Source organism: Acetatifactor aquisgranensis (genome assembly GCF_943193215.1).
GTDB lineage: Bacteria > Bacillota > Clostridia > Lachnospirales > Lachnospiraceae > Acetatifactor > Acetatifactor aquisgranensis.
On the sequence record NZ_CALPDH010000028.1, the window covers coordinates 35,906 to 59,432 of the forward strand.

The following is a 23,527-nucleotide window of genomic DNA, read 5'->3' on the forward strand; positions in this document are numbered from 1 at the left end:
ATCATCTGAAAATCTTACTTTGAAATTTTCAGGTACATCTCATTGATTCCTTCGTAGTATCCCACCGTGGCCACCACATCCTCCTCGTCCATCCCATAAAAAGTATATTTTTTGAAATATGGCGTATTCTCCGACAGGGGGTTCGTGTTCTCATACTCCTCCGGCTCCCCCAGTTCCATATATTCCGCCCATGCCGCCACCAGCCTGTCCGCATCCACGGCTTCCCAGGAAACGATTCCCGTCCGCGCGTAGAACTCGTATATCTTGCCCGTATCCGCGTCCACATAGGCATCCAGCAGACGGTTCTCCTTGTTGGCATTCTGCAGGCTGGTGTCCAGACTGATTTTCCAGACCAGCACATTGTTCTGGGGATCCGGCACATCGATTGCGGAATACAGTACGGCGCTGTAGGAGTCCTGCGTCAGTTCCTGGACTCCCTCCGGCAGTATCCCCCGCTCCTTCAGCTCCCGGATGCCCTGATTGGTCAGTTCGATTCCCGCGCTCTCCTCCACGTCCTGCCCGGAAGAGTCTTTCCTGTTGGCCACGAATGCATAAATGCCTGTCAGATTATCATAGTCCAGCTCGTCCCCCCGGGTCATGGCATTCTGATCGCTCTCCGGCAGAATCTGGTTATTCAGGCATTTCGACAAAATATATACCTTTTCATTGCTGCCCAGAGAATAACGGTATCCCTCCGTTCCCGTCCGGGTCTCCTGGGTCTGGATCTGGTTCAGGATACTGCTGTCCCGGTATTTCGCCAGAGCCTCCGGCCCCCACACCGCAAGCCCCGCGATAACCGCCGCCAGGGGAATCAGCAGCAGGCTAAGTTTCTCCCAGTTCTTTCTCGTCATCTTCATTTTCCGCATCCTCAACTGCCTCTCCCTGTGCTTTCCCGGCCTGTGGTTCCATTTCCCATGACGCCATGTCGCGGGCTGCCTCATTCTGGCGGAGGGTTTCCTCCGCCACTTTCCGCCGCGCCTGCGCATCCTGCCCGGGCTCTTCTTTCCTGTCCGGAATCACGAAACTGATGCAGGTGCCCTCGCCCACCCTGCTCTCTATCTTCAGCTCACTGTCATGGAGCCGCAGTATCTCCACGCACAGCGCAAGGCCCAGACCCGCCCCGTTCCTGCTGCGGGAGCGGGACTTGTCCACCATGTAAAAGGCTTCCGTGACCTTCATCAGCTCCTCCTCAGGAATGCCTACGCCTACGTCTTTTACCCGGAAAGCATAGGCATTCTCCAGCCGCTTTCCAATCACTTCCACCAGGCCTCCCTCACTGGAAGCCTTACAGGCATTGTCCACCAGATTCAGCAGGACGGACTTTAAGAGATTGGCCTCCGCGTACACTGTCCCGCTGCTGAAAGCAAAGCGGATCCGCTGCTCCTTATTTCCCGAAAACATGTCTTTCAGATATTCAAACAGTACTTTAGCCGCCACCGGCTGGGGGTCTATGGTCTCCCGCTTGGTGACGATGATGTCCAGCAGCCGGAAAGACATATTCTCCAGGCGCTTCCCCTCCGTATAGATATAGTTGGAAGACAGAAAATGCTTCTCCTCATCCAGCTTTCTTGACCGCAGCAGATCCGCATAACCGATGATTGCGGTCAGCGGCGTCTTCAATTCGTGGGCAAAGGCGGCAATGAAATCTTCCCTGGCCCGCACCTCTTCCTGCAGTTCCCCGATGGTGGCCTCCAGCACATTGGCCATGCTGTTGAAATCCACGGTGAGCTGCCCCAGTTCGTCGCTGCTGACCTTCTTCGCCCGGTAGCTGTAGTCTCCCCCGGCCATCTGTCTGGTGGCCCCGGTGAGCAGGCGGATGGGCTTGGTCAGCCAGGTGCAGATCAGGAACATCACAAAGGAGCTGCACACCAGCATGGCGAGAGTCACCCTCCGGTACACGGAAAACCCAAGCGTGCGCTCCTCGAACACTTCCGTCACGTCCTCCAGGGTCTCCAGATACAGATTCCTGTCCAGAGCGTTGACCATGAGCCCCGTATGGACATAATAGCGGTCCCCCTGACGAACCACCTGCCAGATTCTCGCGTCCTCCGTAATCTGCTGCAGAAGCGCGGAATCCTCCGCGAAGCCGATGCTCTGATACAGGACTTCCTTCTCTTCATTGGAAAGCCTTAGGAACCGTTCCGTACCCTGGCCGCTGCTCTCCAGCTTGGTCCCGATCTGCTCCACGGCGATGTCCTGGAGCACGTTATATTTTGTAGGTATGTTCAGGGCCGCCGTCTCAAAGGCGAACCGCAGGATGTTGCTGCCGTCCAGGGCCTGGGCCACCTCCCGCTCCATGGATTTCTGGAAGACGGAGTTCACGAACAGATAGCCGCTTAAGCCGAATGCCAATGCCATGATGATGATTGTCCATAGCAAAATCTTGTTCACAAACTTCATAGTCAGATTTCCAGCCGGTAGCCTACCTTATACACTGCCACCAGATTCTCCTCCCAGCCCATCTTCCGGCGCAGTCTCTGGACATGGAGATCCAGGGTCCGGCTATCCGCCAGATATTCGTCCCCCCACACTTTTTCATAGAGATTTTCCCGAAAAAGGGCTATGTTCTTGTTGCTGATGAACAGCACCAGCAGGCCGTATTCCTTATTCGTAAGTATGACCGGTTTCCCCGCTTTCGTCACCTTTCTGGCCTCTGTGTCCACCACCACGTCCCCGGCCGTCAGCAGGACCTCCGTCTTGTTGTAGCGGCGCAGCACCACCTCTACCCTGGCCACCAGCTCCACCACGTCAAAGGGCTTCACCAGATAGTCCTCCGCTCCCAGCTTCAGGCCCTTTACCCTGTCCTTGACTTCATGTTTTGCCGTAATAAATATAACGGGAATCCGTAATGGCCTGATATATTCCATGATATCGAAGCCATCCGCCCCGGGAAGCATGATATCCAGGAGAATCAGGTCAAAGTTCTCCGATTCAATCATGTCAAGGGCCTCTAATCCGTCCTGCACGGTCTTGCAGTGGTATCCCGCCGCCGACAGGTTAATGTCTATCAAGTCGCAGATGGACTTTTCATCGTCTACAATCAGTATCTTAATCATTCCTCTTTAGGCCACCCCCAGTATTCTCTAATAATCCCTATCAGCTCATCCATGGTATCCTCCGGGCCGCACTGATAGATTTCCCCGAAATTCTTTTCCGCCTCGAACCCGTCCGTGCGCTGATAATATATGTCGCATTTCGTGTCAATGAGCAGTTCTCCGTCCGCGCCGGCGTAGCTGTATCTGGCCAGCACCACCACGTCCTTCATCCCGTCCCCGTCCATGTCCCGGCAGACCAGGCCTTTCAGGGCGTAGAGATTGTCGTAGTCCTCCATGGGCTGGAAGCTCCAGACAATATCCCCCTGGGCGTTCACCAGGTAGATCATGAACACATCGTAATCCGCCATGCTTATGAAGCCCGGGACCACCAGGAGGCTCCCCTGTTTCTCGAAGTCCACCGTATAGCTGTGCTCCTGCACCAGATGAAAACCGTGCTCCAGCAGCTCCTCCAATGTAGTGGCCGTGTAGAGGATTTCCGTGGAATTGCCCTCCCCTACATAGGAGGCGATGAAGTCCGCGCTCTTATTCATACTGAAGCGGTTTATCTTGTCCGAGATCCGCCAGTCACGGTAGAAGTCCCCGTCCCGCTGAAACAGCACGTCCCCTACCCTGTAGCTTTTGCCCGCGTAGTCCCCGGTGTCGTTCTGGCATATGGTAATCAGCACGATGTCCGTGAGGCCGTCGTGATCCAGTTCCTGAAAGGACACGGATTCCAGGCTCTTCGTGGGCTGCTCCAGCTGTCCCGGATATTTGTGGTTGGTCTCCAGCTGGTTCGTCTTGAACAGCACGTCTCCGCCGCCGTCCACGATCAGCACCGCCAGTCTGTGGTACTCCTTGTGCATGATGGCCACCAGCTCCACTTCCTCCGGGCCGAAAGTCTCCAGCTGCACCGGGAAACGCTGCTCCTCTATAATTTCATATCCCGCGGCCTCCGCGTCCTCCAGGGAGCCGATGGACTCAAAAGCGCTCTGATAGGCCTCGTACTGCTGCACCAGAAGCGCGATTGTCTCATTCTGGGCCAGAACCTTTGCCGGATAAGCCAGACACCCTGTACAGAATAAAATGAATACAACTGTAATCAATATCCGCTTTTTCCCCACTGGAAGTTCCTCCTCCAAATTCATTATCTGAATATGGTGTCATCATAACCCGTTCTTGCATCATTTTGGCTACAAAACGCAGCTTTCTTTGGCAGTTCGGCTCCCTCCGCGCCGCATTCCGTATCCCAAATGCTCCTCCTTTTCCGCTTACGTAAATTATACCTCCATTCCATGGATATGCGCAAGTATGCATGGAGGAAATTCATTTGTAAAGCCTTTACACACTTTCGCAAATCTGCTATGATGAAACTGTCACAAAAGCCAGAAAAGGAGGGGGCATATGAGCGAAAAAGAAATGCTGCAAAGAAATGCACAAGAAAAGAGTGATTCATTATGAAAAAAGATTTGACACAGGGAAATGTAACCAAAAACATGCTGCTGTTCGCAGGCCCGATGATACTGGGGAACCTGCTGCAGCAGTTTTATAATATCGCGGACTCTCTTATCGTAGGCCGCTTCCTGGGCCCGGACGCCCTGGCAGCGGTGGGGTCAGCCTATACCCTGATGACCTTTCTGACTTCCATCCTCATCGGCATGTGCATGGGCAGCGGGGCTCTGTTCTCCTATTATTTCGGCCGAAAGGAAGAGGGGCGCATGAAAAGCTGTATGCAGCAGTCTTTCCTGCTCATCGGCGGGGCCACCGTCGCCCTGAACCTGCTGGTGATGCTGCTTAGCAGGCCTATTCTGCGCCTGCTGCAGATTCCGGCGGAGCTGATGGAAATGATGCATACCTATGTATGGATCATCTTCACGGGCCTCATCTTCGTCTTCCTATATAATTACTTCGCCTACCTGCTGCGGGCCGTGGGCAATTCCGTGGTGCCCCTGTATTTTCTGGGAAGCACAGCCCTGCTGAACATCGTACTGGATCTGCTTTTCGTAATCGTATTCCACTGGGGGACAGGCGGCGCCGCGGCAGCTACGGTCATCGCCCAGGCCGTGTCCGGCACAGGGCTCATGGCCTATACCTGGATAAAAGAGCCGAACCTCCGCTTCCGCGGACAGGACGCCCCTGAAGAAAAGACTTCTATGGCCGAGATTCTGCGTTTCTCCTTTTCCTCCTCCATCCAGCAGTCTGTGATGAATTTCGGTATCCTGATGATCCAGGGACTGGTGAACAGCTTCGGAACCGTGGTGATGGCGGCTTTCGCCGCCGCCGTGAAAATCGACTCTTTCGCCTACATGCCCGCCCAGGAATTCGGCAACGCCTTTTCCCTGTTCATCTCCCAGAACCACGGCGCAGGGCGGGCTGACCGGGTGAAAGAGGGCATGAAGAATGCCCTGAAAGTGTCCATGACTTTCTGCATCGCGGTATCAATCCTAATCTTTCTCTTCGCCCGCTATCTCATGATGCTGTTCATCAGCGCCGCGGAGACGGAAATCATCTCCGTCGGCGTAGGGTATCTGCAGGTGGAGGGCGCTTTCTACTGCGGCATCGGCGTATTGTTCCTGTTATACGGTTACTACCGGGGCGTAGGCAGGCCTGAGATGTCCCTGGTCCTCACTGTCATCTCTCTGGGCACCAGAGTGCTGCTGGCCTATCTGCTGGCGCCTGTCCCGGGCATCGGTGTGATCGGCATCTGGGCTGCCATCCCCATCGGCTGGCTCCTGGCGGACATGGCGGGAATCCTTTATCTGCGAAAACCTGAAAAGGCCAGTAAGACCGGACCAAAAGCCGGATCTGACGGCGGACGGTAAAAAGGACAGCCATGGGGTGACTGTCCTTTTTAGAGAAGGTATTTCTTATGGGGTATAGCAAAAAACTATATAATGTATTGGGGGTTACAAGTATTATAATACCATCTGACCCGCCTTTTGCCAATTTCCAAAACCAACAAACTTGACAAAGAATAAGTTCTTTTTTTGTCTATTTTGTATAGGCTCATATCTCTGCCGCTTCTCCCTCTGAGAAGAGCGCCTCGAATTCCTCTCTGCCTATCCTTTCCTTTTCCAACAGCAGGTTCGCGCAGCTGTGGAGCACGGATTCTTTTGCCAGGATGATTTCCTTCGCTCTTGTATAGCACTCATCGATGATGGATTTCACTTCCCTGTCGATTTCTCCGGAAATCGCCTCACTGTGGGCCTTTGCATGCGCCAGGTCCCGGCCGATGAACACTTCATCATCATCGTCGTCATAGCAGACGATACCGATATTATCCGACATGCCGTATCTTGTCACCATACTCCTGGCCACCTTTGTCGCTCTCTTGATGTCATTGGAAGCCCCTGTGGTGATATCCTGGAAGATAAGCTCCTCTGCGATACGGCCGCCCAGGCAGACCATGATATACTGCAGCATCTGCCCCTTGCTCTGGCTCATCTCATCCTTTTCCGGCAGGGGCATGGTATAACCGCCCACGCCTGTGCCTGTAGGAATGACAGACACTGCGTATACAGGCCCTACATCCGGAAGCACATGGAACAGGATGGCATGCCCCGCCTCATGGTAAGCCGTCAGGCGCTTTTCCTTATCGGACACCACGCGGCTCTTCTTCTCCGTGCCCATGGCCGCTTTGACAAAGGCCTTTTTCACATCCTCCTCGGCCACGAATCCCCTGCCTTTTTTCGCGGCATTGATAGCCGCCTCATTCATCAGGTTCTCCAGATCCGCGCCGGTGAAACCCGCCGTAGTCTGGGCCAATTGCCTCAAATCCACATCCTCCGCGAGAGGCTTATTCTTGGAATGCACTTTCAGGATATCTTCCCTGCCGCTGACATCCGGCCTGCCCACGGCCACTTTCCTGTCAAAACGCCCGGGACGCAGGATTGCGGGATCTAAGATATCCACCCGGTTGGTAGCCGCCATGACGATGATGCCCTCGTTGACTCCAAAGCCGTCCATCTCCACCAGCAGCTGGTTCAGGGTCTGCTCCCTCTCATCGTGGCCGCCGCCCATGCCGGTGCCCCGCCTTCTGGCCACTGCGTCGATTTCATCAATGAACACGATACAGGGCGCGTTCTTCTTGGCCTCCTCGAACAAGTCCCTGACACGGGAGGCGCCTACGCCCACGAACATTTCCACGAAATCGGAGCCGGAAATACTGAAGAACGGCACCCCTGCCTCTCCGGCCACCGCCTTTGCAAGCAAGGTCTTACCGGTTCCGGGAGGGCCCTCCAGCAGCACTCCCTTGGGAATCCTGGCACCCACCTTGATGTATTTCCCGGGATCCCTGAGGAAATCCACGATTTCCTCCAGTTCCTCTTTCTCCTCCCTGAGGCCCGCCACCTGCTCAAAGGTGATGTTCTTGTCGCCCATGGACAGTTTGGCCCGGCTCTTGCCGAAGTTCATCATCTTGCCGTTGCCGCCTGCGGCATTCTGGGCGTTAATCATCATGAACAGGAAAATGCCCACCGCCAGCACAATCAGCATGGGGACCAGGGTGGTCAGCACCCAGCCCTCCCTGGGCACGTCTTTCACCACCGGATCGAAGCCGTGTTTCCGAACTAACGCCTCTGCCTCTCCGATATCCGTCACATACAGTTTCCGGTCCACACCGCCCGTAAGTTCCACGTCCAGATATCCTGTGGGCACCTCGCTATTGGGCCTGACCACCACTTCCGTGACCTTGCCCGCCTCCATGTCAGCGATGAATTGCTCCCTTGTATATTCCTCATCCGCACCGTTCAGCGAAGTCAGCAGCGCCACCCCCATCAGCAGCAGGATGATGAATAGAAAATATGAATTGAATCCTCGATTGTTCTGCCTCAACTTGCAAGCCTCCTATTTATTCCACTCTTCCAGACAGCCGTATCCCGGGCGAATGCCCGCACCTGGGCATTCGTCCGTGTGAAATCGGCCTGCAGCGCGAACTTGTTCGCGTGCGAGCCTAGAAGTTCTAAGCCTGTGTACTTTACAGGCCTGGAACTTTTTCTCACACTTCTACCACACCTATATAGGGAAGATTACGGTATCTCTGGTCATAGTCCAGGCCGTAGCCCACCACGAACTCATCTGGAATCTGAAATCCTGTATAATCCACGTCCACATCCACCACACGCCTCTCCGGCTTGTCAAGCAGCGTGCACAGACGCAGGGATTTCGGCCCTCTGTTCCGGAGCATCTCCAGCAGATAGCTCAGGGTTCTTCCGCTGTCCACGATGTCCTCCACCACCAGCACATCCTTGTCCTTAATCGCCTCGTCCAGATCCTTTACGATTTTTACCACGCCTTTGGACTCCGTGCCTCCTCCATAGCTGGACACCGCCATGAAATCCAGCGACACCGGCACCGTGATCCGCTTCGCCAGCTCGCACAGGAAGAAGCTCCCGCCTTTCAATACGCAGATCAAATGCACCTGCTTTCCCTCATAGTCCCTGCTGATCTGTTCCCCCATGGCCTGAATCCTTGCATCCACTTCTTCTTCCGGCAAAAGTACCCTAATGTGCTCCGACATCTTTCTCCTCCGTTCCGCTTCCCTGCTTTTTCAGTAGTCTCACCTGCAAAACGCGCTCTGTGTCTCCGCTTACCTTGAAATCCTCGCTGATACGCCACCCTACCAGCCACAGGATATGATTCCCAAAAGCCACCAAGCGTATCCCGTCCCGAAGCCGTCTCGGTATCTTTTCCCCGATCATGTAATCTTTCAGGGATTTGTGTACGGTCTTTCCTTTCCCGTCGGCTATGGTGAGGAAATCCCCCCGGCCCCTGGTACGGATGACTGCGCGTTCTTCCATTTTATCATAGTCGAACCATTTCGTATACCGATTTTGGGGAAGTTCTGCGGTATTTTTTATAAAAAAGGCGGAAAATTCCATTTTTCCCAACTCCCCCAAATCATAGAGGGCGGGCTTCTGAAAAAGTTCTTCCGACAGGGGCACCTCCACCGGCTGCCAGAGCTCCGCCCCATCCATCTGCGTCATCCCGCCTAATGCCCCGGTCTGCTCCCGGTCTTTTGCGCACTCCAATATTACCAGGCCATACTGCCGCCTGGCCGTGATGCCGAAAGGCAGGCTGATGCTCCTGTTGCCTTTTTTCCCAAACAGGGACAGCACATCGCGGACATGCACCGCGGAGATATCCTTTCCCGTAGGCGACAGCCGCTTTAGCAGCTCCAGCAGCATGCGCCCCTGCAGGATTCTGCGGAAACCCAGAAATGCCCCTGCATCTATCTGATACCGCATGGCATTCCGATTGCGGGTGCCTGCGCCCGCCGCCGACTGCGAATCGCTTACTCCGGGCGCAGCCTTCGCCCCCTCAGGCAGCGCCCATGCCTCTGCAGGCACTGCGCTTGTCCCTCCGGACACTGTGAATGCCTCTGCAGGCACCGTGCACCGCAGCAGCGCCTCCTCTGTCTGCTCCCGCAGATATTCCTCCGCCTCCTGCAGCTGCCCCGCCGTCCGGAGCATATGCCCCACAGCGCCTGCCACCTCCTGCTCCGCATAGGGCAGGATATGATGGCGGATGCGGTTCCTGCTGTAATCGTCCTTTTCATTGGTGCTGTCCATGCGCCACGGAATTCCCCGCTCCCGCAGATAAGCCTCCACCTCCTGCCGCTCCAGACACAGGATGGGCCGCAGGACGCTGATGCCGTCCCCATCCGCCCGCAGAGGCGCAATGCCGCTGATGCCCCGGATGCCGCTGCCCCGGAACAGGTTGAACAGCATGGTTTCCGCGTTGTCGTTGCTGTTGTGCGCCACGGCCACCTTGCGGCCGCCTATGGCCTCCGCCGCCTGCCGGAAAGCCCTGTAGCGGATTCTCCTGCCGGCATCCTCCTCGGAGCATCCCTCCTCCCGCGCCGTCCTGTGCACATCGCTTTCCGTCAGGAAAAAGGGGATGCCTTTCTCTCTGCACAGCTCTTCCACATACCCGGCGTCTTCCCCGGCATCCTGCCGCAGTCCATGATTCACATGCACCACCGCCATCGACAGAGGCACCTTTTTCCCATAGGCTGAAAGCAGTTCCAGCAGGCAGACAGAATCCGCCCCGCCGGATACGCCCGCCACGATTCTGTCCCCCGGCGAAATCATGTTATGTTCCTCTATATAGGCAAATACCTTTTTTTCCGTTTCTTCTCTGATTCCCATGCATCAAATCTTATCCCAAATCAGGAAAAAAGTCAAATGCTGCGCGGATTTTCAGGCCTCCCAGACTCCTATCACGCCTATGGTCATGTCGTCGCGGATCTTGCCCCCGCTGGCGCAGAGGGCGAGCCGCAGCAGATGTTCCGCGATTTCCCCGGGACTGTGGTCCTGTATTCCGGCAATCACGCTGCTCATCGTGTTCTCGTATTCCGCCCCGAAAGCATCCACCACACCGTCCGATACCATGATCAGGTAGTCCCCGTCCTGAAGTTTCCTCTCCACCGGAAGAACCTCCATCTGCCCGAAGATGCCCAGGGGCAGATTCCCCATGGCCACCTGCTCCACCTCCTGATTCCGTTTCAGGAAAGTGGCCGCTCCGCCCACTTTCCGCAGCTGGCAGCTGCCGCCGTACAGGTCAATGTCGCAGATGTCCAGCGTGGGATGGTTCACATCCTCCCCGGCAGCGAACAGGGCCGTATTGACCATGTTGATGGCCGCGTCGATGTCATATCCGGCCTCCAGCATCTTCTCCATCAGATCCAGGACCTGCTCGCTGTCCCGGCCTGCCCTTTCCCCCGATCCCGTGCCGTCCGAGAGCATCACTGTCACTCTGCCCTTTCCCGCGTCCACCACAGCATAGTTGTCGCCGGAGACGGTCTCGTCTTCTTTTGTGGCCTTGGCAAATCCCGTGAGCGCCAGAAATCCCGTCTCCTCCTCCAGCACGAAGCTCTGGGGATCCGTCTCCACCACATAAGGGCTGCCCGCGGCAGGAGCGAGCCTCCTGTCCAGCAAAACGGAAATCATGTCCGCCGCATCCTCCACGGATATCCTGGAACCCCTGCGGGTACTCATAGTCAGCACCACAGCCTGTCTGCCGTCCTCTCTGGGCAGATAGTGGGGGGCTTCCACTTGTATCCCCTCCTCCGCCAGAGCCTGGGTCAGCAGGCGTTTCTTTTTGCCCTCCATGGGGCTGAAAGAGAGCACCTCGCAGGCCGCCTCCGTCATAATCTTTGCCATCTCGTCCAAATGTCCGCTGATTATCTGCCTGCTCTCCCACAGCCTCCTCTGCGTCAGGACCGCCTCTCTGCCTCCAGACTCCGGCACGAATTCACGGTCATAGCTTCTGGCCAGCTCGTGAAAGCTGTCCGCATAGCTTAAGAGCCTGCGCCTGCACAGATCGGATACCTGCGCCGTCTGTAGCTCCTTTTCCTCTCTTTTCCTTCTCATCATGCCAAATCCACACCTTTCTGCTGCCGGCCAAAGCCCCTGTCAGGCTCATCGCCCCGCAGCAGAACTTATTATAGAAATTTTTTCCACGGTATTTTGTCAAAAATACGGACCTGCCCCCTTAAAGTTTTGCGACAAAAAAAGCGGCAAGCTTTCGCTCCCCGCCCATTCCTTTTTGCCGAGCCTATTTATCCTGTTTAAAAAGAATCTCATCTTCATAGACCAGGCCGAGCTTCTCTCTGGCCACATCCTCGATATATCCCTTGGTCTGGACTTCCTTGCCCAGCGCCTCGATTTCAAGGGCGCGGTTCTGCTCCGCCTCTATCTGCTCATCCAGCAGTGCGGCCTCCGCCCTCTTGACGTCAATTTTATCATGCAGTTCCGCGCTGCGCACCCCCACCAGCACCAGAATCATCACTACCACCAGCGATACCAGGAACATGCTGAAGCGGTTCTGCTGTCTTTTCCGATATGCGATTCGCCGCCTTCTTGCCATATTGCATCCCCCTCTCACGCCTTAAGATTCATTTTAAATAATTTCAGGAAATACGTCAACCTAAATCTGATTCCGCGGCGTATTTTTTTTAACCGCCGCCTGATGCGCCCCCCGGCCCTGTGGACTGCATTCCCTGTCTTCCTGCCAGCAAAGCAGAAAGGCCTGCACAGCCATTTCAGAATCCTCTTCAATAGCTCCAGAACCTTTCCCAGCAAAAGAGAGGTATATTTCACGAACAGGGGACTGACGATTTTTTTATAGAAGAACATCCCTGTCAGCGCTCCCAGGACGGCGAACCATCTGAGCGTCCCATTGCTCTCCCGGTACATCAACAGGAATACCTCCGCCCCGCAGTACACCCAGAACGCCAGATCCTCCACAGATACAAACAGGCGCGCATGGGGCACCACCCGCCTGAAAATTCGCAGCAGATCGTACACAAAAGTGATGAAGACGCCCATGAACAGGGAGTGCATCAAAAATACATTCTCGCTTACCATAAGCTCACCGGAACAGCCTGGTCAACAGGGATTCAGCTTTCCGGCCGGCGGCACCCGCATCGGAATAGGTAAGACTGTCGATTCGCCCGTCTATGTCCACCTCGCCTTTTTCCAGGGTCAGCCGGCTGACGTGCAGCTCGTCTCCCTTTATCATCAGCATTCCCTGCTCTGTCTCCAGAAGAATTTCATGAATATCAAAAGAAAGCACATCGTTCACGCCGCCTATGACGCAGCCCCTCCGATTGGTCATGGCCACCTTGTGCATGCGTCCGCTTCCGCTTAAATCTTCCATACGCCAACCCCTCCCCACAGAACCTGAATCCTGTTTTCTGTCATCTGAATACAGTATATGAGGGAGCATGGCAGGATAGAACCTTACAGGTAGCGGAAAAGCTCTGCCGCCGCTTCCTTTTTCACAGTCTCCTGTACATCCAGCACCTCCACCTTTACCTCCCTGTTGCCGAAAGATATGGTGATGACATCGCCCTGCCTCACCTCCGCGGAGGCTTTCGCCACCTTGTCGTTTATCATCACGCGCCCGCTGTCGCAGGCCTCGTTGGCCACGGTGCGCCGCTTAATCAGTCTGGACACTTTCAGATACTTATCCAATCTCATGAATCTACGCCTTTCCTTTCATTCCTTTCCGTCATCCGTAAGTACGCAAAAAGCCCGGAGCGCATCTCGACCGGGCTTTGTGACTCATCACATTTTAAATGATGTTATTACTCGTTCACGACATCCTTTAAAGCCTTGCCAGCCTTAAACTTAGGAGCCTTGGAAGCAGCAATCGGCATGGGCTCGTTGGTCTGCGGATTCCTGCCCTCTCTGGCCTTTCTCTCCACTACCTCAAAAGTCCCGAAGCCAACCAGCTGAACTTTCTCACCTTTCTTCAGTTCGTCAGCAACCACATCTGTGAAAGCCTTCAAAGCCTTTTCAGCGTCCTTTTTGGAAATTCCAGCCTGCTCAGCAATTGCTGCGGTCAATTCAGTTTTGTTCATATTGAACTCCTCCTATAATGAGTTTCTTTGTTAATGTACATTTCTAAGTTATCCCTCTGAAACGTCTATACATATATATATCTGGTTTTCTCAGGTTTGTCAAGGCATTTTCTGCAAATATTCCATCATATTCAATCACTTTCCTGATCTTTCAGTCTCTGTCATTCAGTCTGCGGCTGAAGAGCCTGCATCCGCAGAACTTTCAGATGAGCTGCCTCTCTCTGAAGAGCTTCCGGATTCCCCGGAAGATGAGCCGCTCTCCGAAGAGCTTCCGGACTCTGTGGCATATTTGGCCAGGTCCGCAAAAGCGAAAGAAATATCCTTTTCCTCATTGTCGATCTGAACGGTGTAGCTCTTGGTCTCATAGCCCGTCATCCGCAGGATGATGATATGGGATCCCTCCACTTTCTTGAAACTGCAGGGGGCGATTCCCACATAGCTCCCGTCCAGGTATACCTCCACACCCTCCGGAGCATCTATATATACCTTATAATAGTCCGTGATGATATCGGCAGAAGACTCCGTGCTGCTCTCGCCATCTGACGACTCCTCCCCGGCGCTGCCGTCCACCGGCTCCAAAGTAAGGTCATAGGCCAGGGACTCCTGGGCTACCCGGATGTACTGGGTGATGGACTGATATCCGTCCGCCCGGGCAATCAGCTGATGCAGGCCGTACTCCAGCGTCTGAGGCACGGATACATCCACCACTGCGCCGTCCACGTACAATTCCGCGCCGGAAGGCTTCACAGAGAAGAGGACTGTGCCCGTCTGGGGCTCGGGTATCTCCAAATCACCGATATCCAGCACCGTCTCCTCATTGCGGCCTATCTGCACGCTCTTGACGCCGCCACCGCCCTTGTGGGAAATATTCACCTGATACTCCCCCTCCGGCACCAGCAGCAGCATGTCCTCCGTAATCCGCTGTATGACAGACTGTCCCACCTCTATCCAGCCTCCTACGAATTTCTCGTCGCCCTCAAGGCGCAGATAGCCGTGGCCCTTTTCCACTTTCACGCTTAATACCTGGTTCCCGATGCCCTGAAAGCTCAGCACATCCGCAGCATTCAGGTCCATCAGCTCGATGTTCATGCCCTCCGACAGGTACTGGGTATTTTCCGTGAGCTTATAGGTATCCTCGCCGATGCTCACCTCTCCTCTGGCCGGATTCATCTCATAGCGCGTCACATCTTTGTTGATCCAGCTTTTCTCCGACTGCCGCATGCTGGTCAGATGCTTCTTCGACTTTAGGAAAGTCACATCCACGATGTCGCCCTTTTCTATCTGGCTGATGGAAACCGCATCGCCGTATTTATCATAGAGTTTGGTGGTGCCGTCCATGGAAAGCGTATAATTCTTTCCCAGTTCCAGATTCCGGAAAGTCACCGTGTTCTCCTCGCTGTCCCTGTCCACCAGAATGGCCGTGTCCGCCGAGTCGTAACTCTCGGGCCCCGGCACCACGAAGCCTGTGTCCACCCGCTCCGGCTGGGATCCGCTTTCTTTCCCTGCCCCCATAAAAGGCGCTGCGCAGGCAGAAAATGACAATGCTGTCATAATAATGGCAGCTGCCGCTCTCCGCCTGCTCCATGTTCCTGTTCTTCTGTCCCGCATTTTATCTCCATCTCTCTTCACGTACATATATCCTCTTTCGTCCGCCCTGCCCGCAGACTATTACCGCAGTCTGCCCACACGGCGGAATACCTCATCCAGAAAATGCTGCTTTTCTTTCTCCTGGGCGATGACCCGCTCCAGCTTTTCCTGATTCTTGCCGGGAATCCATGCTTTCCCGGAATTATAATAGAAATTCACGATTTTCCAGAATTTCTCCGGGTAGGCCAGCCTGTAATACAGGTCGATCCAGCTTCTGGCCGATATGGGGCGTTCTTTCTCGTAAGCCGCAAGCAGCTCCTCCCCTAAGCCTACGGACCAGTTGCTCTTTTCCAGAAGCTTTCGCAGCAGCAGATACAGATCCCGGATAGGATCGTCGCACATACATTTTTCAAAATTCACCACGAACCAGCCGTTCATCCCAAGCAAAATGTTGTGATACTGATAATCTCCATGGCAGAGGACTGCCCTGTCCGCCTTCCGGGCAGACTGCCGGCGCTGTGTGTCCGCTTCGAATGACCGGCAGTATTCCCGCCACTGCTCCGTCACGGCAAAGGCCTGCTCCAGAAAAGGATCGAAAGCTTTCCGCAGGCTGGTCTCGAACCAGCTCTTCTGGCCCTTCTGCTGCAGGTACTTGCGCACCCGCTTCAATTCCTTATTGTGTTTATCATACTCCTTTTCCGGGGAAAAAGCCACTGGAAGATTCGGCATATCGGCCGGAAGCTCCATGCTCCCGTGAAGCCTGGCCAGGAGACGCACCGCCTCGGCGCACTCACGGCTGTCATGGACATTGCACTCCCTGCCCTCCTGCCATGTCTTCAGCACATATCCCGTACCGTCCATGTCCTTGACCAACAGCGAGCCCTCCCTGTCAGGTATGATACTTTCCACCCGCACCAGCCCCGCCTGAGCTATCTGCTTCAGCAGTCTGTCCTGAAGGCCGATTCTGTCATAGCTTCCCGAATATTCCTTGAAAATCAGACATCCTCTGTCGGTGTCGCACACAATGGCGCCACGGCCCTTTCTGGTGCGGAGCACCTCGATTTCATACTGTTCCAGCAACTCAACTGCCCTGTCGTTCACTACCGTCCCCTCCTGATTGGTTTCTTAGGAACCGATTGCCGTTCCTTATCGCCGTCCTGTGGTCAGTTCGGTTTATAACCTATCATATGAGAAGATTTCTGAAAGTATGAAGCGTGAGGGGATTTTCTATGCGGCAATTCATTGATTATTTGCCGCGGAAGCCTTCTTCAGCCGCTTTCGCCAGCAGCCACTCTTTCGTATTGCGGGCCGGATCCTCCAGTACCAGTTCCAGAAGCTGTTTCAGAGCCTCTCCCAGCTCTTTGCCCGGTTTCCAGCCTGCGGCTATCAGATCGGAGCCTGACACGGCAAGCGTCTTTAGGGATACGCACTGATTCTTTTCTAAGATTTCTTTATAAAGCCCCTGCCATTTCTCCAGCATATCCAGTTTCTCCCGGCGCAGGTACGTGCTCTGGGCCAGGATGTCCGCCCGCTTCACCGCAAAGAGCGCCGGAAAGGCGTCCTCGCCGATTCGGTTCATGGCCCTGCGGGCCAGACGGATGTCGATATCCATGCCGTTGCCATAATCATGATACTGCACCAGCCTGCACACCTTGCGGATGGTATCATTGTCGAATTTCAGCCGCCGGAGGATTTTCTCCGCCATCCTGGCCCCCACTGCCGCATGGCCGTGGAAATGGTTCTGTCCCTTTTCGTCCAGAGTCATGACGGCAGGCTTTCCGATGTCGTGCAGCAGCATGGCCAGCCGCAGCACGCTGTCCGCCTCCACATAGCCCAGAGAATGCAGGATATGCTCCCCCACGCTGTAGCAGTGGTGGGGATGGTTCTGCGGGGTCTCACAGGCTTTGTCAAATTCCGGGAAGAACACTTTTGTGACGCCAGTGTCATATGCAATCCGCAGATAATCCGGATGGGGCGAGACCATCAGCTTTGTCAGCTCCACCTGAATCCGCTCCGCGCTGATCCGGCTTAAAGCAGGAGCCAGCTTTACGATGGCCGCAGTGGTCTCCTCCTCTAATGCATAACCCAGCTGGGCAGAAAAACGGATGGCCCGCAGAATGCGCAGAGCATCTTCCTCAAAACGCTCCTCCGCATTCCCCACACAGCGCACCGCTCCGGCTTTCAGGTCCTCCATACCGCCGAAGAGGTCCACCAGCCCCGCCGCGTCATTGTAAGCCATGGCATTGATGGTCAGGTCCCTGCGCCGCAAATCCTGCCCCAAATCGGAGGTAAAAGTCACCTCGCTGGGATGCCTGCTGTCCTCATAGGCGCCGTCGATCCGATAGGTGGTCACCTCAAAACCCTCTCCCTGCAGCATGACAGTGACAGTGCCGTGCTGAAGCCCGGTGTCGATGGTCCTTGGAAAAAGCGCCTTTACCTGCTCCGGCCTGGCTGAGGTGGTGATATCCCAGTCCCGGGGCTCTCTGCCCAGAATGGAATCCCGCACACAGCCGCCCACCACATAGGCTTCAAAGCCTGCTCGCTGAAGTGTCTCTATGATATGTTGCCCCTTTTGGGGCACTGCTATCCTTATGCCCTGTCCCACAGTCTTCCGAAACCTCCCTGCCATTTTTCATCCTGCCTTACCGGATTCCCTGTCAGCCTTTCATATGCCTCTTCTTATTCCGCCAGCAGGAAACGCTCTATAACCTGCACCAGCCCGTCTTCGTCATTGGACGCCGTGATATAGTCCGCGGCATCTTTCACTGTCTGCCGGGCGTTCCCCATGGCCACGCCCACGCCGGCGTAGCGCATCATGGAAATATCGTTGAAACCGTCCCCGCAGCAGATTACGTCCTCTCTGGCAATGCCGATATGCTCCATCAGCCTGCGCAGGGAATCCCCCTTGTCCACGCCCCTGGGCACGATTTCGATGAAATAGGGCTCGGAGCGGTAAATTGCCAGCATGTCCCCATACAGAGCCTGCAGCTTTTTCTCCAGTTCCGCCGCTCTTTCGCTCTCTGCCGTCATGAAACATTTGTAAATGTCAAAATCCACGAAAGCCGGGAAATCCTCCACATGCCTTACAGGCATCCCATTGATACGGGCCTCCCGGGACACGTATCCGTCCGGCTCAAAGGCAGAGATGACCGTGTCCTCCAAATGGGTGGCCAGACCGCAGCGATTCTTTGCCGCGAACTCATACAGGCCGGGCACCGCCGCCAGAGGCAGGGGATTCGCGCAGATTACCTCCTCAGTGCCGCAGGCCATGACCCGGGCTCCGTTGTGGGAGAGCAGGTAGCCGCCGTACTTTTTCAGTTCCAGCTCGCTCTCATACCGGCGCATGCCAAAATCCGGACGGCCGGAGGCAAGGACGCACTTATGCCCTTTCTCCAGAGCGGCAAAGATGGCGGCCTTTGTGGCGGGACTGATTTCTTTTCCGGAATTCGTAAGCGTACCGTCGATGTCCAGTACCAGCGCTTTCCTTTTCATGCCTTTGTCCTCCCATTTCCGTAATCTGGCGGTTTCCTCCACAGAAGCTTTCCCATCTAAGAAAGGCGGTGAGAACCCCCACCGCCCATCCAGATACTTGATTTATTCCGCGGAATCTTCCGCTCCGGCATCCTCTTCGCCTCCGGAGGCCTCGGAACTTTCCGAATCCTCAGATCCAACCGCGCTTTCCGAAGAGCCCTCGTCCTCCGAGCCTGCTCCCTCTTCCGATGCCGCCTCAGAGGATTCCTGCGCAGCGGCCTCTTCCTCCGCCTGCACTTTCAGGTAATTCAGGTTCCCTTTCGGATCGTCCACCGTGCCTTCAGCCATAAGGCCGTCCACATACTCAGACATCCTCTGGCTGATCATGGTCTGACGGATGCTCAGAATCCACTCCGCCTCATTGGTCCCCTTATAGTACAGCACATAGGTATTTTCCTCGCCCTCAGGAGAAATGACAGCGCTGTCACCTTCCGCGCGGCCCTCTTCATGAATCCAGTCGCTCACCTCCGTGGGCAAGGAAGCAGATGTCACAGCCTCCAGCAGGCCTCCCTCCGCTGACATGGCAGCAGGGTCATTGTGCTTGTCGCAGAGCTCCGCAAAACTCTCTTCCGTAGCCGCCCCGGCTTTCCACTCATCCAGGATAGCCTGTCCGTTTTCCGCATCCGTCACAATCACACGGATATCCGCGGCAAGCGTCTCGTCCAGATAGCGGCCCGCGAATTCCACCGCATAATAACGATGGCTGGAGGAATCCTCGATTACAGTGGAATCGCCGGCTTTCCTCTCCTCATCGAACAGCCAGTCCTGGAGCAGATAAGTAGCCGTACTCCTGCGCACATTCTCCCGCAGTTCGCCGTCTGTCTTCACCGTCTTCACGACTCTGTCCGCCTGCTCTTTGGCTTCGGCCATGGCAGCTTCAATCTCTGCCTCGGAGGGCTGGTATGCCTGCTCTTCTCCCTCCGCTCCATCCTCCGCAGCCTCATCCTCTGTCTCCTCCACGGGATCCGCCAGTTCCGTAGGCTCCGTGGGAAGTTCCGCATCCACGGTGGTCACATAGTAATCCACGGAATCATAAGTCGCCTTATTCTCCTCATAATAAGCCTGAATCTCCTCCGCGGAAGGAGTCTGGCGCCCGGACAGCTCGTCATAGTATCCCGCCACGTACAGGGACTCTTCCACATAGGGCTTCAGCCTTGCCAAAGTAGCGTAAGGGCCGTACAGCTCTTTCACATAATTCTTCACCGTGGTTCCGTTCTCGGAGGCCGCGGCTTCCAGGGATTCCGAATATCTGGCGTAATCCTCCGCCGTATCGTAGGTAAATCCCTCCGCCCTTGCCTGGGCTGACAGGCTCTTGTTCCGAATCATGTTCTCTACCGCCAGCTGCTGGAAATAGTCTCCCCAGGTGAGGGTCTCCGAATACATCTGGGAGGAGAAATCGCTGGCAGGGTCTATCCCCATCATATAAAGATAATAGCCGTACTGGCTCAGATAGCTGCTGACAGCCATATTATACTCATAGTCGAATTCCACCCTGGATATGTTCTCTCCATTTATCTTCACATAGTTCCCATGCACTGTAAGATAATTCCGGATAGGGAAAGATGCCACCAGACACACCAGCGCCGCCACGATCACGATGCCTATGATATTGTCCCTGCGTCTGCTCTTTTCCGCCCTCTCTTTCTCTTCCTTTCTCCGCTGCATCTTCAGATCGTATTTGGTCACCACTTTCTCCGGCGCCTGATCTGTATTCTGCGTCTGTTTTTTAGACATGCCGAATGTCTCCTTTCTGATTTATCGTTCCGCTGTCTTTCACACCGACTTATTGTACATTATTCTTCGCAAAAAAGAAAGCTATTTCACATATTTTTCAAGCTTTTCCACAATATTTTTCATGCAGCCGTCCTCAAAGGGGCTCATCAGGCCCGCATCTTTTACCATATTGGTGAAGAAATCGCTGGCGGAAAGCCTGCACAGCTTCAGATAACTCTCCCATGCCCCCCGGAAATCCGCGTCCATCTTCACCTTGTACTGCAGCGCGCAGCTCTGGGCCAGACAGTAGTCGATATAGTAGAAAGGAGAGGTATAAATATGCTGCTGCTTCTGCCAGAAGCCGCCCTTTCCGAAGAAAGCGTCATCACCGTAATCCTGATGAGGCCTGTACTCCCGCTCCAGTTCAAGCCATGCGGCATGCCGCTGATCCGGAGTCATGTCCGGATTTTCGTAGACGATGTGCTGGAATTCGTCCACCATGCATCCATAGGGGATGAACGCCGCCGCGTCCTCCAGATGCATCTCAATATAATCCCGGGCCCGGTCTCCGAAGAAAAGCGGCATCCAGTCCTGCGTGAAGAACTCCATGGACATAGAATGAATCTCCGCCGTCTCCATGGTGATATCGGCATGCTCTCTGACAGGATCCTTGCCGGAGAGCCACCCCTGGAACGCGTGGCCGCACTCATGGGTGATGACATCCACGTCTCCGCTGGTGCCGTTGAAATTGGCGAACACGAAAGGAGCCTCGTACACCGGCATATAGGTCATATAGCCGCCTGCCCGCTTGGTCTTTCGCCCGAGCACGTCAAACAGTTCATTTTCCATCATAAAATCGTAGAATTCCTTTGTCTGGGGGGAGAGCTCGCTGTACATCTTCCGCCCTGCCTCCAGAATCTCGTCCGGCGTACCGAAAGGCGCGGGATTCCCCTCCTTGAAGTACACCGCCGTGTCGATGTAACTGAGCTTCTCGAGTCCCAGCCTCTGCCGCCTGCGCTCATGGAGCTTCTCCGCAAAGGGGACGAAGTCCTCCTTGACCTGCCTGCGGAAATTCTCCACCTCCCGGCGCCCGTAGCAGTTGCGGTTCATGCGGTAATAGCCAAGCTCCAGGTAATTTTCATATCCCATGGCCTTAGCCTGGGCTGTGCGGTTCTTCACTAGCTTGTCGTATATTTCGTCCAGCGCCCGGGCATTGGCGGCGAAGAAATCGCTCTGGGCTTTCCATGCGGCGGCGCGGATATTCCTGTCCTTGTGCACCGTATAGGGACGCAGCAGGGAAAGGTTCAGTACCTGTCCGTCAAAGGGAATCTTTGCGTTTGCGATCAGCTTGCTGTACTCGGTGGTCAGATTGTTCTCTTCCTGCATCAGGGGAATCAGCTTCTCGTCCATGGCTTTCTGGGCGATCTCCATGTTTTTGAAAGCCACGGGGCCGATTTTCTCCACCAGCTTGTCCCGATAGGGAGACGCGTAGAGCTTCTTTTCATATTCCAGTATCAGGTTGTGGTAAACGGGGGATTTCTCATTATAATACTCATGCTCCGCATTGTAGAACTCATCTGTGGTGTCCACGTCATAGCGGATGTGGGCGATGGTCATCCGGGTGCTGACCTGGTCTGTCAGGGCATAGTATTTCCGGTGGACGGCGAACTGCTCCTCCCCGTCTTTTGCCTTGTCGAACTCTTCCATGAGAGCCCGCATCTGTCTCTCCACTTCGTCAAAATCCACGCGCTCATAGGGCATATCCTTGAATTTCATTTTGCTTCCTCTCTCTTCTTTTCCTTTTTCTCCGCTTGTCCGCACGTTCCGGACACGGCTGCCATTGTTCCCATCGTGCCATAATCCCGATTACTCCGCGCACATGGACGCAAAAGCTGGCACAATGCCCTTCTGGATCAATATTATATCAGATTCCGCAGCTTTTTCAAGCTATTTGCATTCGTCCGGCCGCCAATCACAAAATATCAAAGGATCCTTGTTAAAATTGACTAAATTTTTTATAAAAATTTTAAGACCTGTCTCTTGCGAATTAAATATACAAATGCTAAAATAGATACGATTTATCTTACATATTATTTTATAAATGAGTCGGAGGTAAAAAACATGTTTGAAGAGTTAAAGAAACGAACTCTAAAAGGCACCCTTGTCTGGTCCATCATCTTGATTCTGGCGGGTCTTGGACTGGCAGGCTGGAATGCCATGGATGCATTCTATGTAGTCACCGGTTATGTGGATTTCACCACCCTCGCCCCTGATGAAATCGGCAGCCAGGTGGTAAAGCTTGACATGACTGACAATTTCGGATGCTATCTGGAGCAGTATTCTAAGAACACGAAGACCAATGCCACCACTACTACGGATTTGTATTATATCATCTGGACCGGTGATGAAAATTCCACTGACTGGCGCTTTATGTCCATCAAGGTTCCCGCCAGATATGAGAGCCAGCTGGAGGCCATGGCCGAGACCACCGCGGCAGGCGGCACGTCCGATCCTATCACTTTCTATGGCAAGATTAAGAAGCTGGACAGCGAAGAGCTGTATTATTTCAAGGATTATTTCAAGGATGCTGACTGGACGGATGAGGATATCGAGGAAAGCACGCTTCCTTATTACATTGACAGCTTTGCTTTCTCCCCTGCGCTTTCCGGCGGCTTTTATGTAATCCTGTTCGGAGCGGGAGTCATCATTCTGATTTACGGCATCTATCGGATTGCCAGCGCGGCCAGCGGCGGCGCACTGAAGAAGCTGCACAAGGACATTGCCGACGCAGGTTTCACCGAGGCCTCCGTCGAGTCCGACTACCAAAATGCCAAGGCCTTTGACAAGAAAGGAACCCTTAAAGTCGGAAAGCTGATGACCTATTATACAGCCGGATCCATCCCCAGAGCCGTTCCCAACAACAAGATCATGTGGGCCTACCAGAATACCGTGACCCACCGCACCAACGGCGTCAAGACGGGCACCACCTACAATGTGATGGTATTCGGCGAGACCGCGCCGAAAGGGCTCACTTTCTCTGTGGCCAACGAGGCTGTGGCCCAGGATATGCTGAACTATTACCATGCTACACTGCCCTGGGTAGTAGTCGGCTATTCCGATGAGCTGAAGAAACTCTACAACAAGGACCGCGCACAGTTCCTTGGGCTGCGCTACAATACCTGCGAGCATACGGCAGTGGATCCCGCCGACGCGGCATCCGCTATTGACGGACAGCAGTAAAAGGAACTGAATCAGCTCCTGCCAAAAAATCATAAACACGCAAAACTCCGGGTGGTCT

The 23,527-nt window shown here is 54.6% G+C and carries 21 protein-coding genes; 2 read left to right on the forward strand and 19 right to left on the reverse strand.

The window, feature by feature from the left end; genetic code table 11:
- Nucleotides 1-14 precede the first annotated feature (14 nt).
- From NFS35_RS21005 to NFS35_RS21020, 4 genes are read right to left on the reverse strand one after another with little or no spacing between them, the layout of a single operon-like run.
- Nucleotides 15-857 carry a hypothetical protein gene (locus tag NFS35_RS21005; protein ID WP_251209030.1) on the reverse strand — a complete coding sequence of 281 codons (843 nt, stop codon included), beginning with the start codon at nucleotides 855-857 and terminating at the stop codon, nucleotides 15-17.
- A complete protein-coding gene (locus tag NFS35_RS21010; RefSeq protein WP_251209031.1) occupies nucleotides 823-2,400 on the reverse strand; it encodes a HAMP domain-containing sensor histidine kinase in 1,578 nt (525 codons plus the stop codon). Before NFS35_RS21010 ends, NFS35_RS21005 begins: the two co-directional genes overlap by 35 nt.
- Nucleotides 2,401-2,402: 2 nt before the next feature.
- Nucleotides 2,403-3,056, reverse strand: coding sequence for a response regulator transcription factor (locus NFS35_RS21015; RefSeq protein WP_251209032.1), 654 nt, complete (start codon nucleotides 3,054-3,056; stop codon nucleotides 2,403-2,405).
- A complete protein-coding gene (locus tag NFS35_RS21020; protein ID WP_251209033.1) occupies nucleotides 3,053-4,156 on the reverse strand; it encodes a VCBS repeat-containing protein in 1,104 nt (367 codons plus the stop codon). Before NFS35_RS21020 ends, NFS35_RS21015 begins: the two co-directional genes overlap by 4 nt.
- 333 nt (nucleotides 4,157-4,489) lie before the next feature.
- Between NFS35_RS21020 and NFS35_RS21025 the strand changes: the two genes are divergently transcribed.
- Entirely contained in the window at nucleotides 4,490-5,854 is a 1,365-nt protein-coding gene (locus NFS35_RS21025) for an MATE family efflux transporter (RefSeq protein WP_251209034.1), read from the forward strand.
- 184 nt (nucleotides 5,855-6,038) lie between these two features.
- On the opposite strand, the gene ftsH is transcribed toward NFS35_RS21025, so the two are convergent.
- The 15 genes from ftsH to NFS35_RS21100 form a co-directional block, all read right to left on the reverse strand.
- A complete protein-coding gene (gene ftsH, locus NFS35_RS21030) occupies nucleotides 6,039-7,865 on the reverse strand; it encodes an ATP-dependent zinc metalloprotease FtsH (protein ID WP_275564721.1) in 1,827 nt (608 codons plus the stop codon).
- 163 nt (nucleotides 7,866-8,028) lie between these two features.
- Nucleotides 8,029-8,550, reverse strand: coding sequence for a hypoxanthine phosphoribosyltransferase (gene hpt / locus NFS35_RS21035; protein WP_251209035.1), 522 nt, complete (start codon nucleotides 8,548-8,550; stop codon nucleotides 8,029-8,031).
- A complete protein-coding gene (gene tilS / locus NFS35_RS21040) occupies nucleotides 8,534-10,180 on the reverse strand; it encodes a tRNA lysidine(34) synthetase TilS (protein WP_251209036.1) in 1,647 nt (548 codons plus the stop codon). The genes hpt and tilS overlap by 17 nt, the downstream gene beginning before the upstream one ends.
- Before the next feature lie 51 nt (nucleotides 10,181-10,231).
- Nucleotides 10,232-11,407, reverse strand: coding sequence for a SpoIIE family protein phosphatase (locus NFS35_RS21045; RefSeq protein WP_251209037.1), 1,176 nt, complete (start codon nucleotides 11,405-11,407; stop codon nucleotides 10,232-10,234).
- Nucleotides 11,408-11,588: 181 nt separating this feature from the next.
- Complete coding sequence (locus NFS35_RS21050) at nucleotides 11,589-11,900, reverse strand: septum formation initiator family protein (RefSeq protein WP_251209038.1); 312 nt, start codon at nucleotides 11,898-11,900, stop codon at nucleotides 11,589-11,591.
- A 14-nt stretch (nucleotides 11,901-11,914) separates the two neighbouring features.
- Complete coding sequence (yabQ, locus tag NFS35_RS21055) at nucleotides 11,915-12,400, reverse strand: spore cortex biosynthesis protein YabQ (RefSeq protein ID WP_251209039.1); 486 nt, start codon at nucleotides 12,398-12,400, stop codon at nucleotides 11,915-11,917.
- Between the two features lie 4 nt (nucleotides 12,401-12,404).
- A complete protein-coding gene (gene yabP, locus NFS35_RS21060; protein WP_251209040.1) occupies nucleotides 12,405-12,692 on the reverse strand; it encodes a sporulation protein YabP in 288 nt (95 codons plus the stop codon).
- A gap of 83 nt (nucleotides 12,693-12,775) precedes the next feature.
- On the reverse strand, nucleotides 12,776-13,015 hold the full coding sequence (locus NFS35_RS21065; RefSeq protein WP_251209041.1) for an RNA-binding S4 domain-containing protein: 240 nt from the start codon (nucleotides 13,013-13,015) through the stop codon (nucleotides 12,776-12,778).
- Nucleotides 13,016-13,122: 107 nt separating this feature from the next.
- The gene (locus tag NFS35_RS21070) at nucleotides 13,123-13,398 is read right to left on the reverse strand and encodes an HU family DNA-binding protein (protein WP_251209042.1); all 276 of its coding nucleotides are present in this window, start codon (nucleotides 13,396-13,398) and stop codon (nucleotides 13,123-13,125) included.
- A gap of 165 nt (nucleotides 13,399-13,563) precedes the next feature.
- A complete protein-coding gene (locus tag NFS35_RS21075) occupies nucleotides 13,564-15,033 on the reverse strand; it encodes a PEGA domain-containing protein (protein ID WP_251209043.1) in 1,470 nt (489 codons plus the stop codon).
- A gap of 33 nt (nucleotides 15,034-15,066) precedes the next feature.
- Nucleotides 15,067-16,086, reverse strand: a complete 1,020-nt coding sequence (locus NFS35_RS21080; protein WP_251209044.1) for a phosphotransferase — start codon at nucleotides 16,084-16,086, stop codon at nucleotides 15,067-15,069.
- Between the two features lie 145 nt (nucleotides 16,087-16,231).
- Nucleotides 16,232-17,614 carry an HD domain-containing protein gene (locus NFS35_RS21085; RefSeq protein WP_330640392.1) on the reverse strand — a complete coding sequence of 461 codons (1,383 nt, stop codon included), beginning with the start codon at nucleotides 17,612-17,614 and terminating at the stop codon, nucleotides 16,232-16,234.
- Nucleotides 17,615-17,664: 50 nt separating this feature from the next.
- Nucleotides 17,665-18,477, reverse strand: coding sequence for a Cof-type HAD-IIB family hydrolase (locus tag NFS35_RS21090; RefSeq protein ID WP_251209045.1), 813 nt, complete (start codon nucleotides 18,475-18,477; stop codon nucleotides 17,665-17,667).
- A 102-nt stretch (nucleotides 18,478-18,579) separates the two neighbouring features.
- The gene (locus NFS35_RS21095; protein WP_251209046.1) at nucleotides 18,580-20,250 is read right to left on the reverse strand and encodes a SurA N-terminal domain-containing protein; all 1,671 of its coding nucleotides are present in this window, start codon (nucleotides 20,248-20,250) and stop codon (nucleotides 18,580-18,582) included.
- A gap of 81 nt (nucleotides 20,251-20,331) precedes the next feature.
- Nucleotides 20,332-22,005 (reverse strand): M3 family oligoendopeptidase, encoded by a 1,674-nt coding sequence (locus NFS35_RS21100; protein ID WP_251209047.1) that lies wholly within the window; start codon nucleotides 22,003-22,005, stop codon nucleotides 20,332-20,334.
- A 345-nt stretch (nucleotides 22,006-22,350) separates the two neighbouring features.
- Between NFS35_RS21100 and NFS35_RS21105 the strand changes: the two genes are divergently transcribed.
- Complete coding sequence (locus NFS35_RS21105) at nucleotides 22,351-23,469, forward strand: DUF6709 family protein (protein ID WP_251209048.1); 1,119 nt, start codon at nucleotides 22,351-22,353, stop codon at nucleotides 23,467-23,469.
- Nucleotides 23,470-23,527: the final 58 nt, after the last annotated feature.

Bases quoted from the DNA above. Each gene is read 5' to 3' on its own strand.
- NFS35_RS21005 (WP_251209030.1), bottom strand. From the start codon at position 857: ATGAAGATGACGAGAAAGAACTGGGAGAAACTTAGCCTGCTGCTGATT.
- NFS35_RS21010 (WP_251209031.1), bottom strand. From the start codon at position 2,400: ATGAAGTTTGTGAACAAGATTTTGCTATGGACAATCATCATCATGGCA.
- NFS35_RS21015 (WP_251209032.1), bottom strand. From the start codon at position 3,056: ATGATTAAGATACTGATTGTAGACGATGAAAAGTCCATCTGCGACTTG.
- NFS35_RS21025 (WP_251209034.1), top strand. From the start codon at position 4,490: ATGAAAAAAGATTTGACACAGGGAAATGTAACCAAAAACATGCTGCTG.
- hpt (WP_251209035.1), bottom strand. From the start codon at position 8,550: ATGTCGGAGCACATTAGGGTACTTTTGCCGGAAGAAGAAGTGGATGCA.
- tilS (WP_251209036.1), bottom strand. From the start codon at position 10,180: ATGGGAATCAGAGAAGAAACGGAAAAAAAGGTATTTGCCTATATAGAG.
- NFS35_RS21045 (WP_251209037.1), bottom strand. From the start codon at position 11,407: ATGATGAGAAGGAAAAGAGAGGAAAAGGAGCTACAGACGGCGCAGGTA.
- NFS35_RS21050 (WP_251209038.1), bottom strand. From the start codon at position 11,900: ATGGCAAGAAGGCGGCGAATCGCATATCGGAAAAGACAGCAGAACCGC.
- yabQ (WP_251209039.1), bottom strand. From the start codon at position 12,400: ATGGTAAGCGAGAATGTATTTTTGATGCACTCCCTGTTCATGGGCGTC.
- yabP (WP_251209040.1), bottom strand. From the start codon at position 12,692: ATGGAAGATTTAAGCGGAAGCGGACGCATGCACAAGGTGGCCATGACC.
- NFS35_RS21065 (WP_251209041.1), bottom strand. From the start codon at position 13,015: ATGAGATTGGATAAGTATCTGAAAGTGTCCAGACTGATTAAGCGGCGC.
- NFS35_RS21070 (WP_251209042.1), bottom strand. From the start codon at position 13,398: ATGAACAAAACTGAATTGACCGCAGCAATTGCTGAGCAGGCTGGAATT.
- NFS35_RS21075 (WP_251209043.1), bottom strand. From the start codon at position 15,033: ATGTACGTGAAGAGAGATGGAGATAAAATGCGGGACAGAAGAACAGGA.
- NFS35_RS21085 (WP_330640392.1), bottom strand. From the start codon at position 17,614: ATGGCAGGGAGGTTTCGGAAGACTGTGGGACAGGGCATAAGGATAGCA.
- NFS35_RS21090 (WP_251209045.1), bottom strand. From the start codon at position 18,477: ATGAAAAGGAAAGCGCTGGTACTGGACATCGACGGTACGCTTACGAAT.
- NFS35_RS21095 (WP_251209046.1), bottom strand. From the start codon at position 20,250: ATGTCTAAAAAACAGACGCAGAATACAGATCAGGCGCCGGAGAAAGTG.
- NFS35_RS21100 (WP_251209047.1), bottom strand. From the start codon at position 22,005: ATGAAATTCAAGGATATGCCCTATGAGCGCGTGGATTTTGACGAAGTG.
- NFS35_RS21105 (WP_251209048.1), top strand. From the start codon at position 22,351: ATGTTTGAAGAGTTAAAGAAACGAACTCTAAAAGGCACCCTTGTCTGG.